At 44.5% G+C, this 20,354-nt stretch carries 17 protein-coding genes; 7 read left to right on the plus strand and 10 right to left on the minus strand.

Features of this window, described 5'->3' with window-relative positions:
• The first annotated feature begins 57 nt into the window (after nucleotides 1-57).
• Nucleotides 58-1,197 (plus strand): carboxynorspermidine decarboxylase, encoded by a 1,140-nt coding sequence (gene nspC, locus KI743_RS13715; protein ID WP_285466841.1) that lies wholly within the window; start codon nucleotides 58-60, stop codon nucleotides 1,195-1,197.
• A 56-nt stretch (nucleotides 1,198-1,253) separates the two neighbouring features.
• Here the strand turns inward: nspC and KI743_RS13720 are convergent, their stop codons facing one another.
• From KI743_RS13720 to KI743_RS13735, 4 genes are all read right to left on the minus strand, one after another.
• A complete protein-coding gene (locus KI743_RS13720) occupies nucleotides 1,254-1,796 on the minus strand; it encodes a DUF1566 domain-containing protein (protein WP_285466842.1) in 543 nt (180 codons plus the stop codon).
• Nucleotides 1,796-3,412, minus strand: a complete 1,617-nt coding sequence (locus tag KI743_RS13725; RefSeq protein ID WP_285466843.1) for a Calx-beta domain-containing protein — start codon at nucleotides 3,410-3,412, stop codon at nucleotides 1,796-1,798. The genes KI743_RS13720 and KI743_RS13725 overlap by 1 nt, the downstream gene beginning before the upstream one ends.
• Nucleotides 3,413-3,633: 221 nt before the next feature.
• A complete protein-coding gene (locus KI743_RS13730) occupies nucleotides 3,634-4,146 on the minus strand; it encodes a glycine cleavage system protein R (protein WP_152468528.1) in 513 nt (170 codons plus the stop codon).
• A 217-nt stretch (nucleotides 4,147-4,363) separates the two neighbouring features.
• Nucleotides 4,364-5,272, minus strand: coding sequence for a DUF3943 domain-containing protein (locus tag KI743_RS13735; protein ID WP_152468529.1), 909 nt, complete (start codon nucleotides 5,270-5,272; stop codon nucleotides 4,364-4,366).
• Between the two features lie 210 nt (nucleotides 5,273-5,482).
• On the opposite strand from KI743_RS13735, the gene KI743_RS13740 reads away from it, so the two are divergent.
• Nucleotides 5,483-6,718 (plus strand): CinA family nicotinamide mononucleotide deamidase-related protein, encoded by a 1,236-nt coding sequence (locus KI743_RS13740; protein ID WP_285466844.1) that lies wholly within the window; start codon nucleotides 5,483-5,485, stop codon nucleotides 6,716-6,718.
• Nucleotides 6,719-6,819: 101 nt separating this feature from the next.
• On the opposite strand, the gene yfaE is transcribed toward KI743_RS13740, so the two are convergent.
• The 4 genes from yfaE to ubiG form a co-directional block, all read right to left on the minus strand.
• The gene (gene yfaE / locus KI743_RS13745; protein ID WP_150872047.1) at nucleotides 6,820-7,098 is read right to left on the minus strand and encodes a class I ribonucleotide reductase maintenance protein YfaE; all 279 of its coding nucleotides are present in this window, start codon (nucleotides 7,096-7,098) and stop codon (nucleotides 6,820-6,822) included.
• Nucleotides 7,098-8,231: a class Ia ribonucleoside-diphosphate reductase subunit beta gene (gene nrdB / locus KI743_RS13750; RefSeq protein ID WP_285466845.1), complete on the minus strand. Its 1,134-nt coding sequence runs from the start codon at nucleotides 8,229-8,231 to the stop codon at nucleotides 7,098-7,100. The genes yfaE and nrdB overlap by 1 nt, the downstream gene beginning before the upstream one ends.
• A 100-nt stretch (nucleotides 8,232-8,331) precedes the next feature.
• On the minus strand, nucleotides 8,332-10,608 hold the full coding sequence (gene nrdA / locus KI743_RS13755; RefSeq protein WP_152468531.1) for a class 1a ribonucleoside-diphosphate reductase subunit alpha: 2,277 nt from the start codon (nucleotides 10,606-10,608) through the stop codon (nucleotides 8,332-8,334).
• A 505-nt stretch (nucleotides 10,609-11,113) separates the two neighbouring features.
• Nucleotides 11,114-11,857: a bifunctional 2-polyprenyl-6-hydroxyphenol methylase/3-demethylubiquinol 3-O-methyltransferase UbiG gene (ubiG, locus tag KI743_RS13760; RefSeq protein WP_285466846.1), complete on the minus strand. Its 744-nt coding sequence runs from the start codon at nucleotides 11,855-11,857 to the stop codon at nucleotides 11,114-11,116.
• 258 nt (nucleotides 11,858-12,115) lie between these two features.
• On the opposite strand from ubiG, the gene gyrA reads away from it, so the two are divergent.
• Both gyrA and KI743_RS13770 read left to right on the plus strand, forming a co-directional pair.
• Entirely contained in the window at nucleotides 12,116-14,746 is a 2,631-nt protein-coding gene (gyrA, locus tag KI743_RS13765; protein WP_285466847.1) for a DNA topoisomerase (ATP-hydrolyzing) subunit A, read from the plus strand.
• Between the two features lie 161 nt (nucleotides 14,747-14,907).
• Nucleotides 14,908-15,534 (plus strand): tetratricopeptide repeat protein, encoded by a 627-nt coding sequence (locus tag KI743_RS13770; RefSeq protein ID WP_285466848.1) that lies wholly within the window; start codon nucleotides 14,908-14,910, stop codon nucleotides 15,532-15,534.
• 92 nt (nucleotides 15,535-15,626) lie between these two features.
• On the opposite strand, the gene KI743_RS13775 is transcribed toward KI743_RS13770, so the two are convergent.
• Together KI743_RS13775 and nrfA are read right to left on the minus strand one after the other, a co-directional pair.
• Nucleotides 15,627-15,971 (minus strand): rhodanese-like domain-containing protein, encoded by a 345-nt coding sequence (locus KI743_RS13775; RefSeq protein ID WP_285466849.1) that lies wholly within the window; start codon nucleotides 15,969-15,971, stop codon nucleotides 15,627-15,629.
• Between the two features lie 171 nt (nucleotides 15,972-16,142).
• Entirely contained in the window at nucleotides 16,143-17,573 is a 1,431-nt protein-coding gene (nrfA, locus tag KI743_RS13780) for an ammonia-forming nitrite reductase cytochrome c552 subunit (RefSeq protein ID WP_285466850.1), read from the minus strand.
• A gap of 481 nt (nucleotides 17,574-18,054) precedes the next feature.
• Here nrfA and nrfB point away from each other — a divergent pair, with 481 nt between their 5' ends.
• Genes nrfB through nrfD form a run of 3 tightly spaced genes read left to right on the plus strand, consistent with a single transcriptional unit; the run spans nucleotide 18,055 to nucleotide 20,306 of the window.
• Nucleotides 18,055-18,639 carry a cytochrome c nitrite reductase pentaheme subunit gene (gene nrfB, locus KI743_RS13785; protein WP_032549279.1) on the plus strand — a complete coding sequence of 195 codons (585 nt, stop codon included), beginning with the start codon at nucleotides 18,055-18,057 and terminating at the stop codon, nucleotides 18,637-18,639.
• A 3-nt stretch (nucleotides 18,640-18,642) separates the two neighbouring features.
• Entirely contained in the window at nucleotides 18,643-19,329 is a 687-nt protein-coding gene (nrfC, locus tag KI743_RS13790) for a cytochrome c nitrite reductase Fe-S protein (protein WP_150872066.1), read from the plus strand.
• Between the two features lie 2 nt (nucleotides 19,330-19,331).
• A complete protein-coding gene (nrfD, locus tag KI743_RS13795; RefSeq protein WP_032549277.1) occupies nucleotides 19,332-20,306 on the plus strand; it encodes a cytochrome c nitrite reductase subunit NrfD in 975 nt (324 codons plus the stop codon).
• The last annotated feature ends 48 nt before the right edge of the window (nucleotides 20,307-20,354 follow it).

Genomic DNA, 20,354 nt, shown 5'->3' on the forward strand with positions numbered 1-20,354 from the left:
AATCAGAAATACCAAATAGTAACCCCTTTATTGTTATTGCTTGAGCGCGTATAGAAAATGACATTTAAGAAAGAAGAACTTAAAACCCCATACTTTATGATCAACGAAGATAAGTTGATTGAGAATCTAGAGAAAGCAAAACAGCTTAAAGAGTTGTCTGGCGTTAAGCTTGTGTTGGCCTTGAAATGCTTCTCTACGTGGGGTGTATTTGACATCATTAAGCCTTACCTCGATGGCACGACAAGCTCTGGCCCGTTCGAAGTAAAACTTGGCCACGAGACTTTTGGTGGCGAAACTCATGCATACAGTGTGGGCTACAGCGAGGATGATGTACGTGAAGTAGCGGACATCTGTGATAAGATGATCTTCAACTCGCAGTCTCAGTTAGCGGCTTACCGACACATTATCGAAGGGAAAGCGTCAATTGGTCTTCGTTTGAACCCGGGTGTCAGCTACGCAGGTCAAGACTTGGCTAACCCAGCGCGTCAATTTTCTCGTTTAGGCGTGCAAGCAGACCACATCAAACCAGAAATCTTTAATGGCATCGATGGTGTAATGTTCCACATGAACTGCGAGAACAAAGATGTGGATGCGTTTATTGGCTTGCTAGATTCAATTTCGGATCAGTTCGGTGAATACCTTGATAAGCTGGATTGGGTGAGCATGGGTGGCGGTGTCTTCTTTACGTGGCCAGGTTATGACATTGAAAAGCTAGGTGCTGCACTAAAAGCATTTTCTGAGAAGCACAGCGTTCAAATGTACCTTGAACCCGGTGAAGCGATCATCACTAAGACTACAGATCTTGTAGTGACAGTAGTTGATATCGTAGAGAACGTAAAGAAAACAGCAATCGTTGATTCTGCGACAGAGGCACACCGCTTAGATACGCTTATCTACGACGAGCCAGCGTCTATCTTGGAAGCGTCAGAGGGTGGCAAGCATGACTACGTAATTGGCTCATGTTCTTGTCTTGCGGGCGATCAGTTCTGTGAAGCAAGCTTTGATGAGCCACTAGAGATTGGTCAGCGTCTACACATCTTAGACAGTGCTGGATACACAATGGTGAAGCTAAACTGGTTTAACGGTTTACGTATGCCTTCTGTCTACTGTGAGCGCTCAGGTGGCGAAGTACAGAAGCTAAACGAATTCGATTATTCAGACTTTAAGCGCTCATTATCGCAATGGTCTGTAAAATAGATTGAAATAAAAAGAGCAACCGATGGGTTGCTCTTTTTGTATGGGATTACAAAGTCTTAGTTAAATTCTTTGACCAAGCGGACGAGTGGGGAAGGAACATTGTCTGGATCTGTAATCACTTCCAACGCTTCGTCAAAATCGATGATCAGACCTTCGTAATGACTATTGATGCTATGAGCATCTGGTGTATTGGTCCAATAAGGTTCATTGGTCGTCGTTGGGAAGAAGGTTAGGTTGATCGCTGGTCGAGTGCAGCGGTAATCCACAATGGAGCTCAGTTCTTTGATGTTTGGAAGCCTAAAGCCGGGTTGGCCCGCAATTGTTGTTAGCGTGGTGTCTTGTGTGGCAACCAAAGCATCGCTCCAGTTTTGGTACTTTAGCGCAGTTCCGTCACAAGTATCTGTAGACGCATTGTATGTTTCGCCTAAGTTACACTTTGACCATAACAAGTTAGTTGTTACGTCCAGCAGAGTGCCATCTTTGCGATCGATAAACTGCCCGTCTTGATGAGAAGCTGTTTGCGTCGTGACACATGTTTGAGCGATAGCATTTGCACTTAGTAGAGCGGCAATAGCGCCTAAGCATAATTTCATTTTCATTACTCGATTCCTCCACTTACCGCGACGATGCCTGTGGAGCCTGTGATGTTCTTGTTACACAGTTCCAATTCACCGGTTTGAGAGTCGATACATCTCGCACTACCGTCTTGCTTTACAGAGCTCGAGTGAGTGAACAGATGATCTCCAAGGTTAGGGAAGAAATTCACTGAGCCACTCGGCGATGTGCCAACGTTGAAGTTAATGAATGAACGTGCCTCAACTGGCGAAGGTAAACGCCAATCGGTGATACCACATATCGCGTAGCTATTTAAGCTTGAAATATAGCTGCTGGTATTACAGTTGCGAGTGCCTGAATTGTCATTTGGGTATGCGCATTCAGACGAAATCGGTCCTTCACTATATAGTGCATCGTTGGGAGCCCCTGCGTATCCTCCATTGGTTGTGCCATCTGCGTCGTACCAAGTATACGTATACGATGAGCTACGCCACATTGAAGATTCAGCACCATATGGGTAAGGGTAAGCGTCTGGATCGTTCTTATGGTTTTCAACCCAAGTGTCGATATCAGATTGGCTTGGTAGAGCTGTTGGAGCTTGTTTTGCTTCGATGTAAAGGCCAGTGTGTTCATCCTTTACACAGCGCCAGCTTGTTGCACTTGGATCCATTGGGTTGCCGTGAGCATCGATTTTGGTATAACGAAAACCATACTCGCCATCCGAGTGCTCGGTACCATTGGTTTTATCTAAACCATAGTCCGCATCTTGATTTGGATGACTGGCTGGTGGGGTAGTGCTATCGAAAGCGGTACCGTCGTAATAGGTTACGTAGCCAGTATCATTGAAATTCTTCTGGCCTGGAATATAGAAGGCTAGCGTGTTTTTCGCAGAGTCAATCGTAGCATTCCCAACTTCTGTCATTGTGTAAATGACGGATTCACCGCCCTCGTTAAAGCCATCATCTTTAGCAGAGAAAGTAATGTCTGACGTTAGGGTTTCTGCAGAGAGCGTAACGTTGAGGCTCGCCATATCAACAGTGTAGTCGTCGGATGCCGCAATACCGGTTTGAACCAAGGTAATTGTGACGTCTTGGCTTGAATAGTTACTTAGCACCATTTGTTGTACAACGCTATCACCCTCAACGACGGTACTTAGGCTATTGCTAAACCCGATAGTAGGTTGGTTGTTCGCATCGTTGATCGTTACGGTAGTTTGGTTATTGGTAATGGTGTACGACGAACTTGAAGGAGCAGTAATCGAGTATTGGAGCGTTTTAGCGCCTTCAAAGACATTATTGTGCAATACATTAAGCGGTAGCGTTGCGGTTGTTGAACCTGCTGGAATAGTTACGACGGAGCTACTTAGCGGGTCGTAATTTCTAAAGTCACCAGTAGAACGAGCAGTGACATTTGAAGTCGTAATAGTTAGGTTTACATCGCTAGTGAGTGCTTCTGAAAGTGTAACAGTCACGCCTTCTGTACTGGAACCTGAACTTGGCTCGGTCACGCTAAGCGTCTCTGGGATGGAAATACTGACTGCTGTCGGGTTGGTGGAACCATCACTACTATCTTCATGGCCACTTTGACAGCCTGTGAAAAGTGAAGTTAGAAGGATTACTGAGACGGCATTAAGCGGCCAACTCGGCTTGTTTCTATCCATATGTGAACCTAAGTGACTAAGTTAATGAAAGTAGCCGTATGGTAACAAAAAACGCAACCAAGTAGTCCTGTTTCACTATCTAAAATTATGATTTACGTAGAATTTATATAGAAATTTTGTAAGTAATGTAAGAATCGAAAGGGATTTATAGGATGTGTTAAAGGGAAGGTTGGTTATGGCTTTCTCCTCCGGCAATTTGTTTCACCGGAGGAGAAAGTGAATTAACTCTCAATCATCACACGCGTATCTTCGCTCAGTGTCTCAAGTTCGTTGGCGACGTCTTGGATTGGTAACTCAAGAGGGAGTTTTACGGCAATCTTAGCGGTAAACAAACTTGAACTCACACCACCGCCTCCTGCGATAAACACACGGTGACAGTCCATATCGAGAATTGTTATACCTTGACCATCTAATACGTGGGTCACTTCGTTGACGATACCGGCGCGATCATTCGAGTCTAAGCGCAGATGATGTATCGTATCTTGTACTTGTGGAGAGTGGTCGGCATCAACAAATTGGACGGTTAAGTCGATATTGGCGCTAAATGCCTCTTTAACCGTGGACTCGTTGATTGCTGGGAGCTCAATTTTGATTACGCCGGCAACTTGATCCTCAATGAAATTCACTTTACTGATTAGCCACTTGCCCCCGTTCTCGTGGGTGACTGCCGCAAGTTGCTTGATGGTTGCAGGTGACGCCTTACCAATAAAGTTAACGATAAATGTACTATTCATATCAGCCCCCAAAGATTCAATTGAACGCCCCTAATAAGCGTTTGAAATAACGAGATAATCTGTCTTACTTACAGTTTAGAAGCTGGTTTAGAACAATATTTGACCTGCGTCAATTTTTGAAACTAAGCCGTGGCGCAAAACAAGTTAATGAAGAGTAGGGCACAAAAAAAGCGACTCGTAAGTCGCTTTTTAGGGAAATTTGCATTTATTGAGTGATTTAGAAGGTCACTTTGAAGTTCATACCGACAAATTGCGAGTCGTATGCAGCACCTGCATCGTATGCGAATTTAGCTGCATCTTGGTTGCCCCACCAAGGGTTAGTGTTCAGATTCACTTCTGCATCGCCACCCCAAGCATCACTTACCCAGTAATGAATGTGACCAACAGGGTTCAAGAAGAACAGAGAAACATCACCCATGGTTTGTGAGCCCATCACTTCACCACCAGACATTAGGATGTCTTGCTCAGCTTCTAGCATCATTTCACCAACAACCGCACCGAAGAATGGAGTAATGAAAAGGTCTTGCCAAGAAGGCACTTCAGCAAATGCTTCAACACCGTATTCCCAGAAGAAGGTCGACATGGTCCAAGAGTACACGAAAGACTCAAACTCGTTGTAACCAGCGTGACGAGCTGCCGTGTAGTAAACACCACCAAAGTAAGGGTGCATCACATAGTTTAGGAAGTGCTCATCTCGGTCCCATACCGGGCCATCAGAGACGTTATCTTTCCATTTTTGACCAAGCTTACTTAGGTCACGCTGGTCATCATCCCATTTGGTGATGGATTCAGGAAGGAATGTCATCAAACCAACAGTCGCAACACTAAGACCCAGAATGGTATAAGTTTGGCCCATTAGATAATCCCAGTCTTTCTCTTCGCTTACCAAGAAGTGCTTAGGTTGTTGGATTGAGAAATCGTACTCGTCGCTTGATTCACTTAGCGCGTAATTGGTGCTCGGCTTGTAGGTATACAAGTTATCATTTACGCAGTACTCTTGAGTACAATCATCCGAGTATGAAAGGTTGAATGGTTGGTCGAAATCGTATTGGCTTGCAACCGAGTTCGCTGACATTAACAGTGAAAATGCAGCAGTAACCTTTGCTAATAACGGTGATTTGGCCACAAGGGTCTCCATGAAAGTTGATAGGTTGAGCGAAGTCACAATTATCTATTAATTGCCTGATTTATGGAACTAATAATTGTGCGCTTTCTGAAAGATAATCTTAAATTTCACATCATTAATACTTGTGAAATGACTTAAACGCCTAAACATTGAAGATAGACCACTTTAAAAATAATGCAGCGTCTTTATATGACAGCAAGGGATGAAAATATGACCAAAATCGCAATGTTAAGTACAGGTGAAGAAGTTCTTCACGGAGACATTGTAGACACGAATGCCGCTTGGATGTCCGCTGAGTTCTATCAACACGGCTTTGCATTGGCAAAACGTTCCACTGTCGGTGACCAAATGGGTGCGCTGGTGGAAGAGCTTTTGATGCTGAGTTTTAACTACGATGTGGTCATCGTTAATGGTGGGTTAGGGCCAACGACGGACGACATGAGTGCCGCCGCAGCAGCAAGCGCGGCTGATCAAAAACTGGTTCTTTTTCCTGATTGGCTGCAACGTATGGAGAGTATGTTTGCAGCGCGTGGCGCTAAAATGCCAGACAGTAACCTGAAACAAGCTATGCTGCCTGAAAGTTCACAGATCGTCGATAACCCTGTCGGCACGGCTTGTGGTTTCAAACTTAAAATTAATGACGCGACCTTCTACTTCACACCCGGTGTCCCGAGTGAGTTTAAAAAGATGGTGAAAGATCAAATTCTACCAGACCTATCGCGAAGCTACCCAGAAATCAGTGCTTTTGAATGCAGTAGGCTCTACACCTTCGGACTCTCTGAATCCGGTATTTCAGATATTCTAGACCAGCTTAAGTTACCTGAAGGGTACGAATTAGGTTACCGTTCTTACTTACCATTTATCGAAGTGAAACTATTCGGGCCTAAATCGGGCCTTGAGGTTCGTGTAAAACTGCTTCAGATGGTTCATAAGCTGCTGGAAGGCAATGTAGTGAGTGTCGATGAGCCAATGGTTGAGCATTTAGGCCATCTGTTGAGTGAAAAACACAAAACCTTATCTGTGTCAGAAGTCTCGACCAAGGGAGCTCTATCTGCATGGTTACAGTCGGACGAAAACCTTGAAAACTGTTTTGGCCACTCTTGGGTAATGGCGGAGAGTAAAGGCAGCGATATCGATAAAAGCGATCCTTTGGCTGCAACATTGGCGTTAGCTGGAGCGACAAGAGAGAAGTGTGCCACTGAGCTCGCTCTTGTGACTGGCAAACTTGAAGATAAGACCTTCAGTGTAGCGTTATCGACGCCAGCAGGTGAGTGGGGGCAAGTGTTTGAGTTTCACCGCTCATACAACCGAGAAGACTCTAGAACGGTAATCAAAACGGTTGCCGCAGACATGTTACGAAGACACTTAGAAAATAAACCTATGTTTGGTCAGTTCACTTCGCTTAAGCGCATCAAAGAGCTGTTCATTCCTAATTCTGTTTTATGACAACAGGCTTGTAACGTTAGAATCAATACATGAAAAAGGGCCCGATAATATTAATTATCGGGCCCTATGTGTTTTGATGTCTTTATCGAACTATTTCACTGCTAAGCGCGTTTCTGCTTGTTGCGATGAATCACGTTACTCAATGACAACTCTGTTTTGGCTTTACAAATACAAGGCAAAATCTCGTTGCTTTGTGTGTAAGCCATAGCAAAACCAACGTACTCGACTTCACCTGAGTCCAACGTGCAGCGACAAGCACCACAGTGACCATCTCGGCAGTTGTACTCAGGCTCAAGTCCTGCCTGCTCCATGGTCTCCAACAGAGTGTTAGATGGGTTAGATTCAATCGTGATGAGTTTGTTGATCTTCAGCGTTGGCATTACAGTTCGAAACCTTCGAAGTCATCAGCATTTACTTCGTTGTCGATTTGACCAACTAGGTAAGATGAAATTTCTGCTTCCTGTGGTGCTACTTGAACGTTATCAGAAGATAACCAAGCGTTGATCCACGGGATAGGGTTAGACGTTGCTTCTGGGTAAGCTGTACCTAGACCAACCGCCTGCATACGAATGTTCGTAATGTACTCAACGTATTGGCAAAGGATGTCTTTGTTTAGACCGATCATAGAGCCATCTTTGAATAGGTATTCTGCCCACTCTTTCTCTTGCTCTGCTGCATCTTTAAATAGGTCGAAACATTCTTGCTTACACTCTTCAGCGATCTGCATGAATGAGAAGTCATCTTGACCGTTACGCAGCAGGTTAATCATGTGCTGAGTACCAGTTAGGTGAAGCGCTTCATCACGAGCGATTAGCTTGATGATTTTCGCATTACCTTCCATTAGCTCACGCTCAGCGAATGCAAATGAACATGCAAAACTTACGTAGAAACGGATAGCTTCTAGTGCGTTAACAGACATCAGACATAGGTACAGTTTCTTCTTCAGCTCGTATAGAGATACTTTGATCTCTTCGCCGTTGATGTTGTGTGTACCTTCACCGTAGCGGTGGTAGTCAGACGTCAGTTTGATTAACTCGTCGTAGTAGTGTGCAATGTCTTTCGCACGCGCTAGGATGTGTTCATTTTCAACGATGTCATCGAACACAACGCCTGGATCATTCACGATGTTGCGGATGATGTGCGTGTAAGAACGAGAGTGGATCGTTTCAGAGAAAGACCAAGTCTCGATCCAAGTTTCAACTTCTGGTAGTGATACCAGTGGAAGTAGCGCTACGTTCGGGCTACGGCCTTGAATTGAGTCAAGAAGCGTTTGGTACTTCAGGTTTGAAATGAAGATGTGCTTCTCGTGCTCTGGTAGCTTGTTGTAGTCGATACGGTCGCTAGATACGTCAACTTCTTCTGGACGCCAGAAGAAAGACAGTTGCTTCTCGATAAGCTTTTCGAAGATTTCAAATTTCTGTTGGTCGTAACGCGCTACGTTTACAGATTGACCAAGAAACATAGGTTCTTTTAGTTGGTCATTTTTTGTTTGAGTAAAAGTACTGTAAGCCATGAATGCCTCAAATCCTTTCCAGACCTATATAACAGGCCTCGTTAATGCTTTAGACCCAGAGAAGATGGCTTCTCTGGGTTCTTATGTTTGTTACTTGTGCTTAGATCTTACAACCGCCGCCTGCACAATCATCTTCTTGTGCCACTGCGCCCTGTTCGTCTTTCGCACCATCACGAGTGTTATGGTAGTAAAGCGTCTTCACACCGTATTTGTATGCAGTCAGTAGGTCTTGAAGAAGTTTCTTCATTGGTACTTTACCGCTTTCGTATACGTTTGGATCATAGTTAGTGTTTGCTGAAATCGCTTGGTCTACAAACTTCTGCATGATACCCACTAGGTGAAGGTAACCGTCGTTAGAACCGATGTTCCAAAGTAGCTCGTAGTTGTCTTTCAGATTTAGGAAGTCAGGCACAACCTGCTTCAAAATACCGTCTTTCGATGCTTTTACAGAAACGAAACCACGTGGCGGCTCAATACCGTTTGTTGCGTTAGAGATCTGAGAAGATGTCTCAGAAGGCATTAGCGCTGTTAGTGTTGAGTTACGTAGACCGTGTTCAACGATCTCTGCACGTAGTGCATCCCAGTCGTAGTGAAGCGGTTCTTCACATACTAGATCAACGTCTTTCTTGTAAGTGTCGATTGGCAGTAGGCCTTTCGCGTAGTTCGTTTCGTGGAACGAAGGACACTTACCTTGTTCTTTCGCAAGCTCTACCGACGCTTTCAATAGGTGGTATTGGATAGCTTCGAATGTACGGTGAGTTAGACCGTTTGCGCTGCCATCAGAGTACTTAACACCGTTTTTCGCTAAGTAGTATGCGTAGTTGATAACACCAACACCCAGAGTACGACGGTTCATTGTTGATTTGTAAGCCGCTGGCAGTGGGTAGTCTTGGTAATCAAGAAGTGCATCAAGTGCACGAACCACTAGGTCAGACAGTTCTGCTAGGTCATCAAGAGAGTCAATAGCGCCAAGGTTGAATGCAGAAAGCGTACATAGTGCAATCTCACCTTCGTCGTCTTCTACGTTTGTTAGCGGCTTCGTTGGAAGCGCAATTTCAAGACATAGGTTTGACTGGCGAACCGGTGCTACTTCCGCATCAAATGGGCTGTGAGTGTTACAGTGGTCTACGTTTTGAATGTAGATACGACCAGTAGAAGCACGCTCTTGCATTAGTAGAGAGAATAGCTCTACCGCTTTCACTGTTTCACGCTTGATCGATGGATCGTTCTCGTACTTAACGTAAAGCTCTTCAAAACGTTCTTGGTTCTCGAAGAACGCATCGTATAGACCAGGTACGTCAGATGGCGAGAATAGGCTGATGTTACCGCCTTGAACCAAACGAGAGTACATAAGCTTGTTCAGCTGTACACCGTAATCCATGTGACGAACACGGTTCTCTTCTACACCACGGTTGTTTTTCAGTACAAGTAGAGACTGAACTTCACCGTGCCATAGTGGGTAGAATACTGTTGCAGCACCGCCACGTACGCCACCTTGAGAACAACATTTAACCGCAGTTTGGAAGTATTTGTAGAATGGGATACAACCTGTGTGGAATGCTTCACCACCGCGAATCTCTGAACCTAGAGCACGGATACGACCAGCGTTGATACCAATACCCGCACGTTGAGAAACGTAACGTACGATTGAGCTTGCTGTTGCGTTAATTGAATCTAGGCTGTCACCACACTCAATCAGTACACAAGAGCTGAATTGGCGTGTAGGAGTACGTACACCAGACATGATCGGCGTAGGTAGGGAAATCTTAAATGTCGACGCTGCATCGTAGAAACGCTTGATGTAATCAAGACGAGTTTCTTTCGGGTATTTAGCGAACAGACAAGCAGCAACCAAGATGTACAGGAACTGAGCACTTTCGTAGATCTCTTTCGTTACACGGTTTTGCACGAAGTATTTACCTTCAAGCTGCTTAACCGCTGCATAAGAGAAGTCTAGGTCGCGTTTGTGATCGATGTATTGATCCAATTCTGCAAACTCTGCTGGCGTGTAGTCTTCCAGAAGGTGACTATCGTACTTACCCATATCAACCAGTTTTGCAACGTGGTCAAACAGCGCAGGCGGCTCGTATTGACCGTACGCTTTCTTACGTAGGTGGAATACAGCTAGACGTGCAGCTAGGTATTGGTAATCAGGAGTCTCTTCGGAGATCAGATCCGCAGCTGACTTAATGATTGTCTCATGGATGTCAGTTGTGGTGATGCCATCATAAAATTGAATGTGAGCTTTCAATTCTACTTGTGATACAGAAACATTGTGCAAGCCTTCTGCTGCCCATGTGATCACGCGGTGGATCTTTTCTAGATCAATCGTTTCTTTGCGACCGTTACGCTTAGTAACAGTAAGTTGTTGGTTCATTCTGCTTAATTTCCCTAACAAAACTGATTAAAGCCGTGTTTTTGTCTATTTCTGTGTAATTTTTGTAAATTACATGTCGGCTTTGTGATCTTGGTCTACCCATATATTGTAGTTCAAACACAACATATAGGGGTCATTTGTTTGTTGGGTTACAAGATAGTGCTAGGCCGGAGATTTTTCAAGGCAAAGAAATGGGAGTTCTTGTGGATAACTACTAAATTGAAAAAAAACTGTAAGTGACCACTAACTGATGAGGATAGCTCTCACTTGATTGTAGAAAATTGGCTTTTTAATGATGGTTTAATTTTGCGCGCTCATAAAAAAAAATTCCTTGATCTTTGGCCAAAAGAGGAGGCGGATTTTCAAAGGTTAAAATTGAATCTAGATGGTCAAAATGGAATCGGGAGCACGAAATTTAGACTGAAAAAAGTCGCAAACTTATGGTAATTGCAACCTTTTTCATTAGTCTAAATTAAATTATTTTTTATGGGGTTATTGGTAGGATTTACGCAAAATTCTTTGTGTGAACAATGTAGTTAACATCTACGTTACTTCCCAGACGGTAGGTGTCCGTCAGTGGGCTGTAATGCAAGCCAGTAATGCCTAATTCCTGTAGAGGCGTGTTATCGATCATCTTGATAAGTTCAGCAGGGCGAATGAACTTTTCGTGCTCATGAGTCCCTTCAGGAACGATCTTCAATAGCTTCTCCGCGCCAACAATCGCAAACAAGTACGACTTAAAGTTGCGGTTTAGTGTTGAGAAAAAGACGTGGCCGTTAGGCTTCACTAACTTAGAGCAAGCTGTGATCACCGATTGCGGGTCTGGTACGTGCTCAAGCATCTCCATACAAGTCACCACATCATACGTTTGTGGGTTTTGCTCTGCGTGATCTTCAATGGTGCTCTGAATGTACTCAAGCTTGGTGCCAGTCTCTAATGCATGCAGACGAGCAACTTCCAGCGGCTCTTTACCCATGTCTAAACCGGTAACAACGGCGCCTTCTTTTGCCATGCTCTCAGCAAGAATGCCGCCGCCACAACCCACGTCGAGAACTTTCTTTCCGAACAGGCCTTCTGTTTTCTCTAGCACGTAATTTAGGCGTAAAGGGTTGATTTGGTGAAGAGGCTTAAACTCACCTTCGAGATCCCACCAGCGTGACGCCATGTCTTCGAATTTTTTGATTTCTGCTGGGTCGACGTTCTGTGATTTGGTCATAATCGGCATTTCCAAGTTAAATAATGCATCCATGAAATTGAGAGCATTATAACTTGGCTTTTGTCTCTGACCAGAAGATCTACAATTTTGCGAATTTGTTGGACGCAAAGTAACCATCTTTCAGCAAGATATGATGATGACGTGCAATTTCTCATCAATTGATTGGCTACAAGGCTCACAAGATGATAAAAGGATAGGGAAAGTGATGCCTCACAAGGTAAATTTGTGTTATATTTTTCGGTCTTATACGTATTCAAAAATACGATCTGACTATAGAGGGAAAATGGCTCTATGAGCGATCTAGCGAAAGAGATCACGCCCGTAAATATTGAAGATGAGCTTAGAGGTTCATACCTAGACTACGCGATGTCCGTCATCGTTGGTCGTGCCCTTCCTGATGTGCGTGATGGCCTAAAGCCAGTACACCGCCGCGTTCTATTCGCGATGAATGTACTTGGTAATGATTGGAACAAACCATATAAAAAATCTGCTCGTGTAGTAGGTGATGTAATCGGTAAATATCACCCGCACGGTGATAGCGCTGTATACGACACTATTGTTCGTATGGCTCAGCCGTTCTCACTGCGTTACATGCTAGTTGATGGCCAAGGTAACTTTGGTTCTATCGATGGCGACTCCGCGGCTGCAATGCGTTATACCGAAGTTCGTATGGCGAAAATTGCCCACGAGCTTTTGGCTGACCTTGATAAAGAAACGGTGGACTACGTACCTAACTATGATGGTACTGAACAGATCCCAGCGGTTCTACCAACGAAAATTCCTAACCTATTGGTAAACGGTGCTTCTGGTATCGCGGTAGGTATGGCGACCAACATCCCACCTCATAACCTAGGTGAAGTTGTTGATGGCTGTTTGGCTTACATCAATAATGAAGAGATCACGATTGATGAGCTAATGGACTACATTCCTGGTCCTGATTTCCCAACAGCAGCGCTAATCAGCGGTCGTAAAGGCATCGTCGATGCTTACAAGACTGGTCGCGGCAAGATTTACATGCGTTCAAAAGCGGACATCGAAGTAGAGAAGAGTGGTAAAGAGACCATTATCGTTACTGAGATCCCTTACCAAGTAAACAAAGCACGCCTGATCGAGAAGATTGCTGAACTGGTTAAAGATAAGAAAGTAGAAGGCATCAGTGCACTACGTGACGAGTCTGATAAAGACGGTATGCGTATTGTTATTGAATGTAAGCGTGATGCAGTGGGCGAAGTGGTTCTAAACAACCTATACGCACAAACTCAGCTGCAAACAACTTTCGGTATCAATATGGTTGCTCTAAACAACGGCCAACCACAGTTGTTCAACCTGAAAGACATGCTTAAGTGCTTCGTAGACCACCGCCGTGAGGTTGTGACTCGTCGTACTATCTACGAACTAAGAAAAGCACGTGATCGTGCACACATCTTAGAAGCGTTATCTCTGGCTCTAGCGAACATTGATGAAGTTATTGAACTTATCAAGAACGCTCCAACGCCAGCAGAAGCAAAAGTTGGCCTAGTTTCACGTGGTTGGGACCTAGGTAATGTTGCTTCAATGCTTGAGCGCGCAGGCACTGACGCGGCTCGTCCAGATTGGTTAGAAGACCAATATGGCATCCGTGACGGTCAGTACTTCCTAACGGAAACGCAAGCGCAAGCAATCCTAGAACTTCGTCTACACCGTCTAACCGGTCTAGAGCACGAGAAGATTCTAGACGAATACAAAGCACTTCTTGATGAGATCGCTGAGCTAATGCACATCCTTGCAAGCACTGAGCGCCTAATGGAAGTTATCCGTGAAGAATTAGAAGCAGTTCGCGATATCTACGGTGACGCACGTCGCACTGAGATCACCGCAGCTAGCCACGATATCGACATGGAAGAGCTGATTGCTCAAGAAGACGTAGTAGTGACGCTGTCACACGAAGGTTACGTTAAGTACCAAATCCTAAGCGACTACGAAGCACAGCGTCGTGGTGGTAAAGGTAAGAGTGCGACTAAGATGAAAGATGAGGATTACATTGAGCGTCTGCTTGTTGCTAATACTCACGATAACATCTTATGTTTCTCTACTCGTGGTAAGACGTACCGTCTGAAAGTTTACCAACTACCACTAGCAAGTCGTACTGCTCGTGGTAAGCCAATCGTGAACATTCTTCCTCTAGAAGAAGGTGAGCGCATTACGGCAATTCTACCTGTATCTGAGTTCTCTGAAGATAAGTTCATCTTCATGGCGACTGGCGACGGTACTGTTAAGAAGACATCACTCGATCAGTTCGCAAACGTACGTGCTAACGGCCTAATCGCGGTTAACCTACGTGATGATGATTCGCTAATTGGCGTAGACATCACGAACGGTGATAGCGATATCATGCTGTTCTCGAAGTCGGGTAAAGTGGTTCGTTTCAACGAAGATAAAGTTCGCCCGATGGGTCGTACAGCGGCGGGTGTTCGCGGTATGAAGCTTCCAGAAGATGACCAAGTTGTGTCGTTGATTGTTCCTTCTAACGAAGGTGACATTCTAACTGTGACTCAAAATGGTTACGGTAAGCGTACTGAGCTTGCGGAGTACCCAACTAAGGGTCGTGCAACTCAAGGTGTTGTATCTATCAAAGTCTCTGAACGTAACGGTCCAGTTGTTGGCGCAGTTCAAGTTGAAGAAGGCGATGAGATGATGATGATCACCGACGCAGGTACATTAGTACGTACTCGCGTAGCGGAAGTGAGCCAAGTTGGCCGTAATACGCAAGGTGTGACGCTAATCCGTACTTCTGAAGACGAAAACGTAGTTGGTCTACAGCGCATCGATGAAGTTGAAGAAGCAGAAATCGTTGACGGTGAAGTTGCAGAAGGTGAAGCGCCAGAAGCAACAGCTGAACAGCCAGCTGCAGATGCATCTTCAGATGAGCAAGACGCAGAATAAAATCTATCGTTAAACATGATTTTACGAATAAAAACCGAGCCTTAGTGCTCGGTTTTTTTATGTTTCAAATTCAGCACCAAAGTCAGGAAAGTTCGTAAACTCGATCAAAGTATATTGTTGAAGAAAGGGGTAAAGTAAGGCTTCTACTCTAGGAGATATGCATGGAAAATTGGTTGTTGATCTCGATCTTACTCACAAGCCTCTTTATCATCTCAATGATCTTTATGAGTAGTCGCAGCGAAAAGGCACGACGCCTTAATTTAAGCTTGGCAGTGTTCGCTGTTTTAGGGACTGGCATTTTATGGTATCTGATGAAACAAGATCTGCCACAGCCTGACCCTTCTGAGTCACAACCCGTTACCTTCGCTAACTATCAAAGTGAACTGCAGAGCAAGCTTGAACAAGATCCAAATCAAGCAGAACTGTGGTTTAAACTCGGCAGTGTCTACCTTGAGCAAGGGGAGTTTGCAGCCGCCGTAACAAGCTACGATTATGCTATCCGACTAGAGCGCAAGCCAGTAGCACGGCTGTTTGCAGCAAAAGCTACGGCGTTATACTATGCGAATAAGCAGTCGATGGGAGAGGAGGTCAATGCACTTCTTAAACGATCTTTGGAGCTTGATCCTAACGATCGTACAGCGTTAATGCTCATTGCGAGCGATCACTTCATTAGCATGCGATATGAGCAAGCGATCGAGGTTTGGACTCAGCTGCTAGACTCGAACCAACAAGGGCTTGATAGGGTTTCAATCATCCACTCGATCAATCAAGCTAAGCAGATGCTGTAATAAAACACCTTCTACTGATTAGCTTGTTAGGATCAACCTGCGATCTTGCTTAAAGGCTCTATTTTCCTATTAAGACGAATCAAGTTCAGAGCTTATTTACTTTGCTGCATCTCTACCAATCCACCAGCGTTGTGCAAATTGGTGAAGCCTTGCTTCTCTAACCATTGATAGGCTTGGCCTGAGCGATTTCCACTACGACAGTAAAGAACGATTTGAGTGTCCTTGTCGAGTTTCGCGAAATGCTGCTCTATCTCAGAGAGAGGATAGTTAATCGCATTGTCTAAATGACCATCTGCGAATTCTTGAGGCGTTCTTACATCAACAATCAAAGCGCCTTGCTCAATCCATTCCCATCCCGTTTCTGCACGCTCAGAGGCTTGAGCGATGCCATAGGTTAAACTTGCACACAATGCGGTGATGACTAATGTTGTTTTCATCGGTTCTCCATTGGCTCTCGAGTGGGTGAATAAGATAAAAGAAAGCCACACGTAGAGTGTGGCTTGATTTGATGGTGACGTCTATTTCAGGGCGTTAAAAAGCAGCCTTTGATCATAGTGAGTATGGATACTCACGGTTTTGGCTGAAATTACCGCCCTTGACTGTCACGATTAATAGTCGTAATTCGCTTCGCGTTTTTCAGCCGCTTCATCCCATTTTGGAACGACAGTATCTAAGAAGTGCTTCTTATCAGCGTTCATCTTATCCATATCCATGCCTAGCGCTTTCTGTGCAGCCGCTTTGGTTGAGATATCTGGGATCTCGATAGGATCTGTGATTCCTTTTTTCGCTAGCAGGCGAACCAGTTTGGTACGTGCATCTGCTGCTCTATCAACCGCTGTGCCTAGCACTTCTAGTGCAACTTCAGGAGCGTGCATATGTACACCATGAGAGGCAATCGCATAGTCCCAGCGCCATTGGGCATGACGAATATCTTGTAGGATAGGTTGCATTTCATCTTCAGTCGCACCAGCATCCCAGGCTGCGCCCGCTTCAAAGTGCGCTGCCACAATCTGCTTCTCTGCGGTTAGCTTCATGTTAAGCACTTGCGCTTTACGGCTAGAAACAATGTTCTGCATGGTCTCTTTGCTTTGTGTATGACAGTTTGCACAAGTGTCTTCAAAGCGGTCGAATGGGTTTCCGACTTTATGATCGGTATACACAGTTCCATCTTCCTTAGTCACTTTAGGCATGTGGCAGTCGACACAAACCACTTTGTTCTTACCATGGATGCCTTCACGCCATGTTTCATAGCCAGGGTGCTGTGCTTTCAACATTGGCGCCTTGGAGACTTTGTGTGTCCAGTCTTTGAAGTTAAGTGCATCGTAGTAGCGTTCCATGTCTTCCACGGTCGTACCTTGATCCCATGGGAACTTAACGCTTTTGTTTGGACCCGTGAAGTAGTATTCAACGTGGCACTGCGCGCACACAGAAGCTTGTTGATTGAGGCGGCTCTGCTCATCAAACTTCTTGCCAATCGCTTCGAATGCACGCTCAACATAAGGTCGAGTCACCTTCAAAGCGGGTTCGCCGTTTTTAAAGCCGTCACTTTGTGTATCATGACAGTCCGAGCAGCCAATTGGGTTGACGATCTCTTCGCCTAGGCGTGCCCATTTGCCTTCGAAGTAACCATCTTCGCCACGCTCTTCGATAACACGAGCTACATCTGGGCTCTTACAGCTCCAACACGCCATTGGCATAGGGCCAGATCCTTCGTCCATTGGTGCGCCCGTACGAAGTGTTTGTCGCACGTCGTCAAGTGCATAGAAGTGACCTCTGGCCTTGTTATAGTCTTTTGCAAAACCATAACCCGCCCACATGATCACCATATTAGGGTCTTCATGTAGCGCGTCTTCAATGTGCTCACTCTCTGAAGTTTGTCTCCAAGAATGATATTGGTCGGGGTGGTTCTGCTCGAATTGGTCGTTACGAGGGTCACCAATTGTTTTTTGTTCTGACGCAGCGAAGCTAGCTGCACTTACTAATGAAGTGCTGACCAGCAATAAGGCTGTGACGGAATTACGTATCCAGTGCTTTTTCACAGTGATATCTCCAATATACTGATTTTTATACCAAGCGTTGTGAGTTTGCTATTTCAAATTAAGAATTGGAGAATTCCTGTTTATATTAATTCATAAACAAACACATTTTGTTACGTGTTGAAGCATTGTTGTTTTAGATCAATTATCACTAGTGATATAAATCACGCTAGTTTAACAATAACCCTAAAGGGGTAGGTGAGGGTGTTTTGAGTGATTAATCATAAGAATTATTCTCATTAAAGAACAACAACTTAAGTCTATAACCATAACTAAAATGTGGTGACTGTGCTCACATAATCATCAATGCAAATTTTAACTTAACCCATTAGGGGTATATCCTTATTAATAGAAAGCGTTGTGGCTTTTCCAAAATAAGAATTGATATCATTTAGACGGTAATAGTGCTGTTTAAGGATACTTTTGTTTAATCGGATTTTTATTTAGTTGAGAGTTAAATAAATCCGATATAAGGAAAGGAAAAATGGGCAATATAAAATTGGCCATAGTCATAATGCTTAAATCCCTTCTAGCATTCTGCCTCTATGGTTATTCCATTCATGCTGTTGCCGAATCCGTTGAAATAACGCCAACGGAATCAAATAGGCATGCAGTCGAATTAATTCGCGATAAAGATTATAAGTGCGTTCAATGTCATAAAGATTCCAAAGAAACATTATTGGGTTCACATGGTATAGATGCACATAATATTGTTGGACGAGAAATTAACTGTACAGATTGTCACAGTAATATAAGTCCAGATCACCGAGAAGGGGCACCAGAGGTGATCAAATATCGATCCGCACAATCGCAAAAAGGAACAAATAAGGTATTTTTGGATCCTCAAAAGATCTTACAGGCAAATAGTGGATGTACAGATTGTCATAAACCAGAATATTTACAAGAAGATAACTGGACACATGACGTTCACGCTAAAAACCTAACTTGTTCAAATTGTCACGATGTACACGCTAATAAATCTAAGGTTCTGAGTTTAGATAAGAAACAAACGATCAAACTGTGTGTTGATTGTCACTCAGACTTTAACCAGAAGAAAGAGGAGGAGTAATCTATGAGCTGCTCTAGAAGAAACTTTTTAGCTGGTGCCGGTGCAGTGATTGTGACAACCGGGATCGCTGGCACATCGGTTGTTACTAGCAGAAAAACACTGGCTAGCGTACAGACTGATGGCACTAAGCGCTATGGAATGATCCACGATGAAACGGCATGTATCGGTTGTACAGCTTGTACAGAAGCGTGTCGGGAAGTGAATAAGGTCCCTGAAGGCGTTTCGAGGTTGGAAATTGTGCGCAGCGAGCCACAAGGTGAATACCCTGATGTCGATTATCGCTTTACACGAAACTCCTGCCAACACTGCGACAACGCACCGTGTGTCATGGTGTGCCCAACAGGTGCAGCATATAAAGATGAGAAGACTGGCATTGTCGACGTACATAAAGAGAAGTGTGTTGGTTGTGGCTATTGTCTACTGGCTTGCCCTTATCAAGTACGCTTTTTCAATCCAAAAGACGGTTCGGCCGACAAATGTAATTTCTGTCGCGATACGAACTTAGCACAAGGAAAACTGCCTGCTTGCGTGGAGTCTTGTCCAACAACAGCACTGATATTTGGCGATCTTAATGATCCAAACAGTAAGATCAACCAAGTGCTGAAATCCGAAGTGGTTTACCGAGATAAAGTGCATTTAGGTACGCAGCCTAAGCTTTACAAAGTGCCACATCAGAAAGGGGAGATTTGATTATGAGTGCATGGGATACAGCTTTCCAATCTGGAACCGTGGTATGGGATTGGATTATCGCTATCTACTTGTTTTTAGCGGGTATGTCAGCGGGTGCAGTGATGATCTCTATTTATCTCAAGAGGAAGGTTATCGAAGGGGACGCGTCGAAGAATGGGGTGTTAAAGGCAACGGCTTTTCTCGCGCCATTTGGCATCATTTCGGGCCTGCTTATTTTGGTGTTTCACCTTACGAAGCCACTCTCTTTCTGGAAGATCATGATCTTCTATAACCCAACGTCAGTGATGTCGATGGGTGTGATCCTATTCCAAGTCTACATGGCGATCTTATTCGTGTGGATCGGAATCATCTTTAGGGATCAGATCACACTGTTTTTGAGTGAGCAGAGCTGGCTTAAAGGGCGCTTAGATTTTGTTGGGAAACTCATTGGCAAACTAGAACCTCTTGAAAACGCGACAGAAATCTTTTTGGCAGTGCTAGCACTCTTGCTTGCGGCATATACCGGTTTCCTACTATCAGCGCTAAACACATTCCCAATGTTGAACAACCCAGTATTACCGATACTGTTCTTGTTCTCTAGCTTATCTTCGGGTGCTGCAGCCTGCATTTTGTTTGGGGTTCTGGTGTTTAAAGAGTCTCCTCAAGGCCCGAGTATCTCTTGGATCCATGGCTTCGAACGTCCAGTGGTGATGTTTGAACTGTTCGTTCTCGTGACCTTCTTCACTGGTTTGATCTTCGCTGGTGGTCAAAGCGAGCAAGCGGCGTGGAATGCAATTGGTAGTGGGTTCTGGGCGAGTTGGTTCTGGTATGGAGTGATTGGTATCGGCATGGTTTTACCTTTGCTGCTCAATGCTTTTACCCCTAAAGCGGTTCGTCATACTGGAGTCTACATTTTTGCTGTGACTTGCTTAAGTTTGGCGGGCGTTTTAATGCTTCGTACCTTTGTACTTTATGCTGGTCAATTAACTCTAGCGTAAGCCTGGGTTATGTTTGTTCTATCCGGCCCCTTCGTTGGGGCCATATCG

The organism is Vibrio sp. D420a (assembly GCF_030248625.1).
Lineage (GTDB): Bacteria > Pseudomonadota > Gammaproteobacteria > Enterobacterales > Vibrionaceae > Vibrio > Vibrio fortis_A.

Excerpts from the sequence above, each read along its gene's own strand:
- nspC (WP_285466841.1), top strand. The coding sequence starts at position 58 with ATGACATTTAAGAAAGAAGAACTTAAAACCCCATACTTTATGATCAAC.
- KI743_RS13720 (WP_285466842.1), bottom strand. The coding sequence starts at position 1,796 with ATGAAAATGAAATTATGCTTAGGCGCTATTGCCGCTCTACTAAGTGCA.
- KI743_RS13725 (WP_285466843.1), bottom strand. The coding sequence starts at position 3,412 with ATGGATAGAAACAAGCCGAGTTGGCCGCTTAATGCCGTCTCAGTAATC.
- KI743_RS13730 (WP_152468528.1), bottom strand. The coding sequence starts at position 4,146 with ATGAATAGTACATTTATCGTTAACTTTATTGGTAAGGCGTCACCTGCA.
- KI743_RS13740 (WP_285466844.1), top strand. The coding sequence starts at position 5,483 with ATGACCAAAATCGCAATGTTAAGTACAGGTGAAGAAGTTCTTCACGGA.
- yfaE (WP_150872047.1), bottom strand. The coding sequence starts at position 7,098 with ATGCCAACGCTGAAGATCAACAAACTCATCACGATTGAATCTAACCCA.
- nrdB (WP_285466845.1), bottom strand. The coding sequence starts at position 8,231 with ATGGCTTACAGTACTTTTACTCAAACAAAAAATGACCAACTAAAAGAA.
- nrdA (WP_152468531.1), bottom strand. The coding sequence starts at position 10,608 with ATGAACCAACAACTTACTGTTACTAAGCGTAACGGTCGCAAAGAAACG.
- ubiG (WP_285466846.1), bottom strand. The coding sequence starts at position 11,857 with ATGGATGCATTATTTAACTTGGAAATGCCGATTATGACCAAATCACAG.
- gyrA (WP_285466847.1), top strand. The coding sequence starts at position 12,116 with ATGAGCGATCTAGCGAAAGAGATCACGCCCGTAAATATTGAAGATGAG.
- KI743_RS13770 (WP_285466848.1), top strand. The coding sequence starts at position 14,908 with ATGGAAAATTGGTTGTTGATCTCGATCTTACTCACAAGCCTCTTTATC.
- KI743_RS13775 (WP_285466849.1), bottom strand. The coding sequence starts at position 15,971 with ATGAAAACAACATTAGTCATCACCGCATTGTGTGCAAGTTTAACCTAT.
- nrfB (WP_032549279.1), top strand. The coding sequence starts at position 18,055 with ATGGGCAATATAAAATTGGCCATAGTCATAATGCTTAAATCCCTTCTA.
- nrfC (WP_150872066.1), top strand. The coding sequence starts at position 18,643 with ATGAGCTGCTCTAGAAGAAACTTTTTAGCTGGTGCCGGTGCAGTGATT.
- nrfD (WP_032549277.1), top strand. The coding sequence starts at position 19,332 with ATGAGTGCATGGGATACAGCTTTCCAATCTGGAACCGTGGTATGGGAT.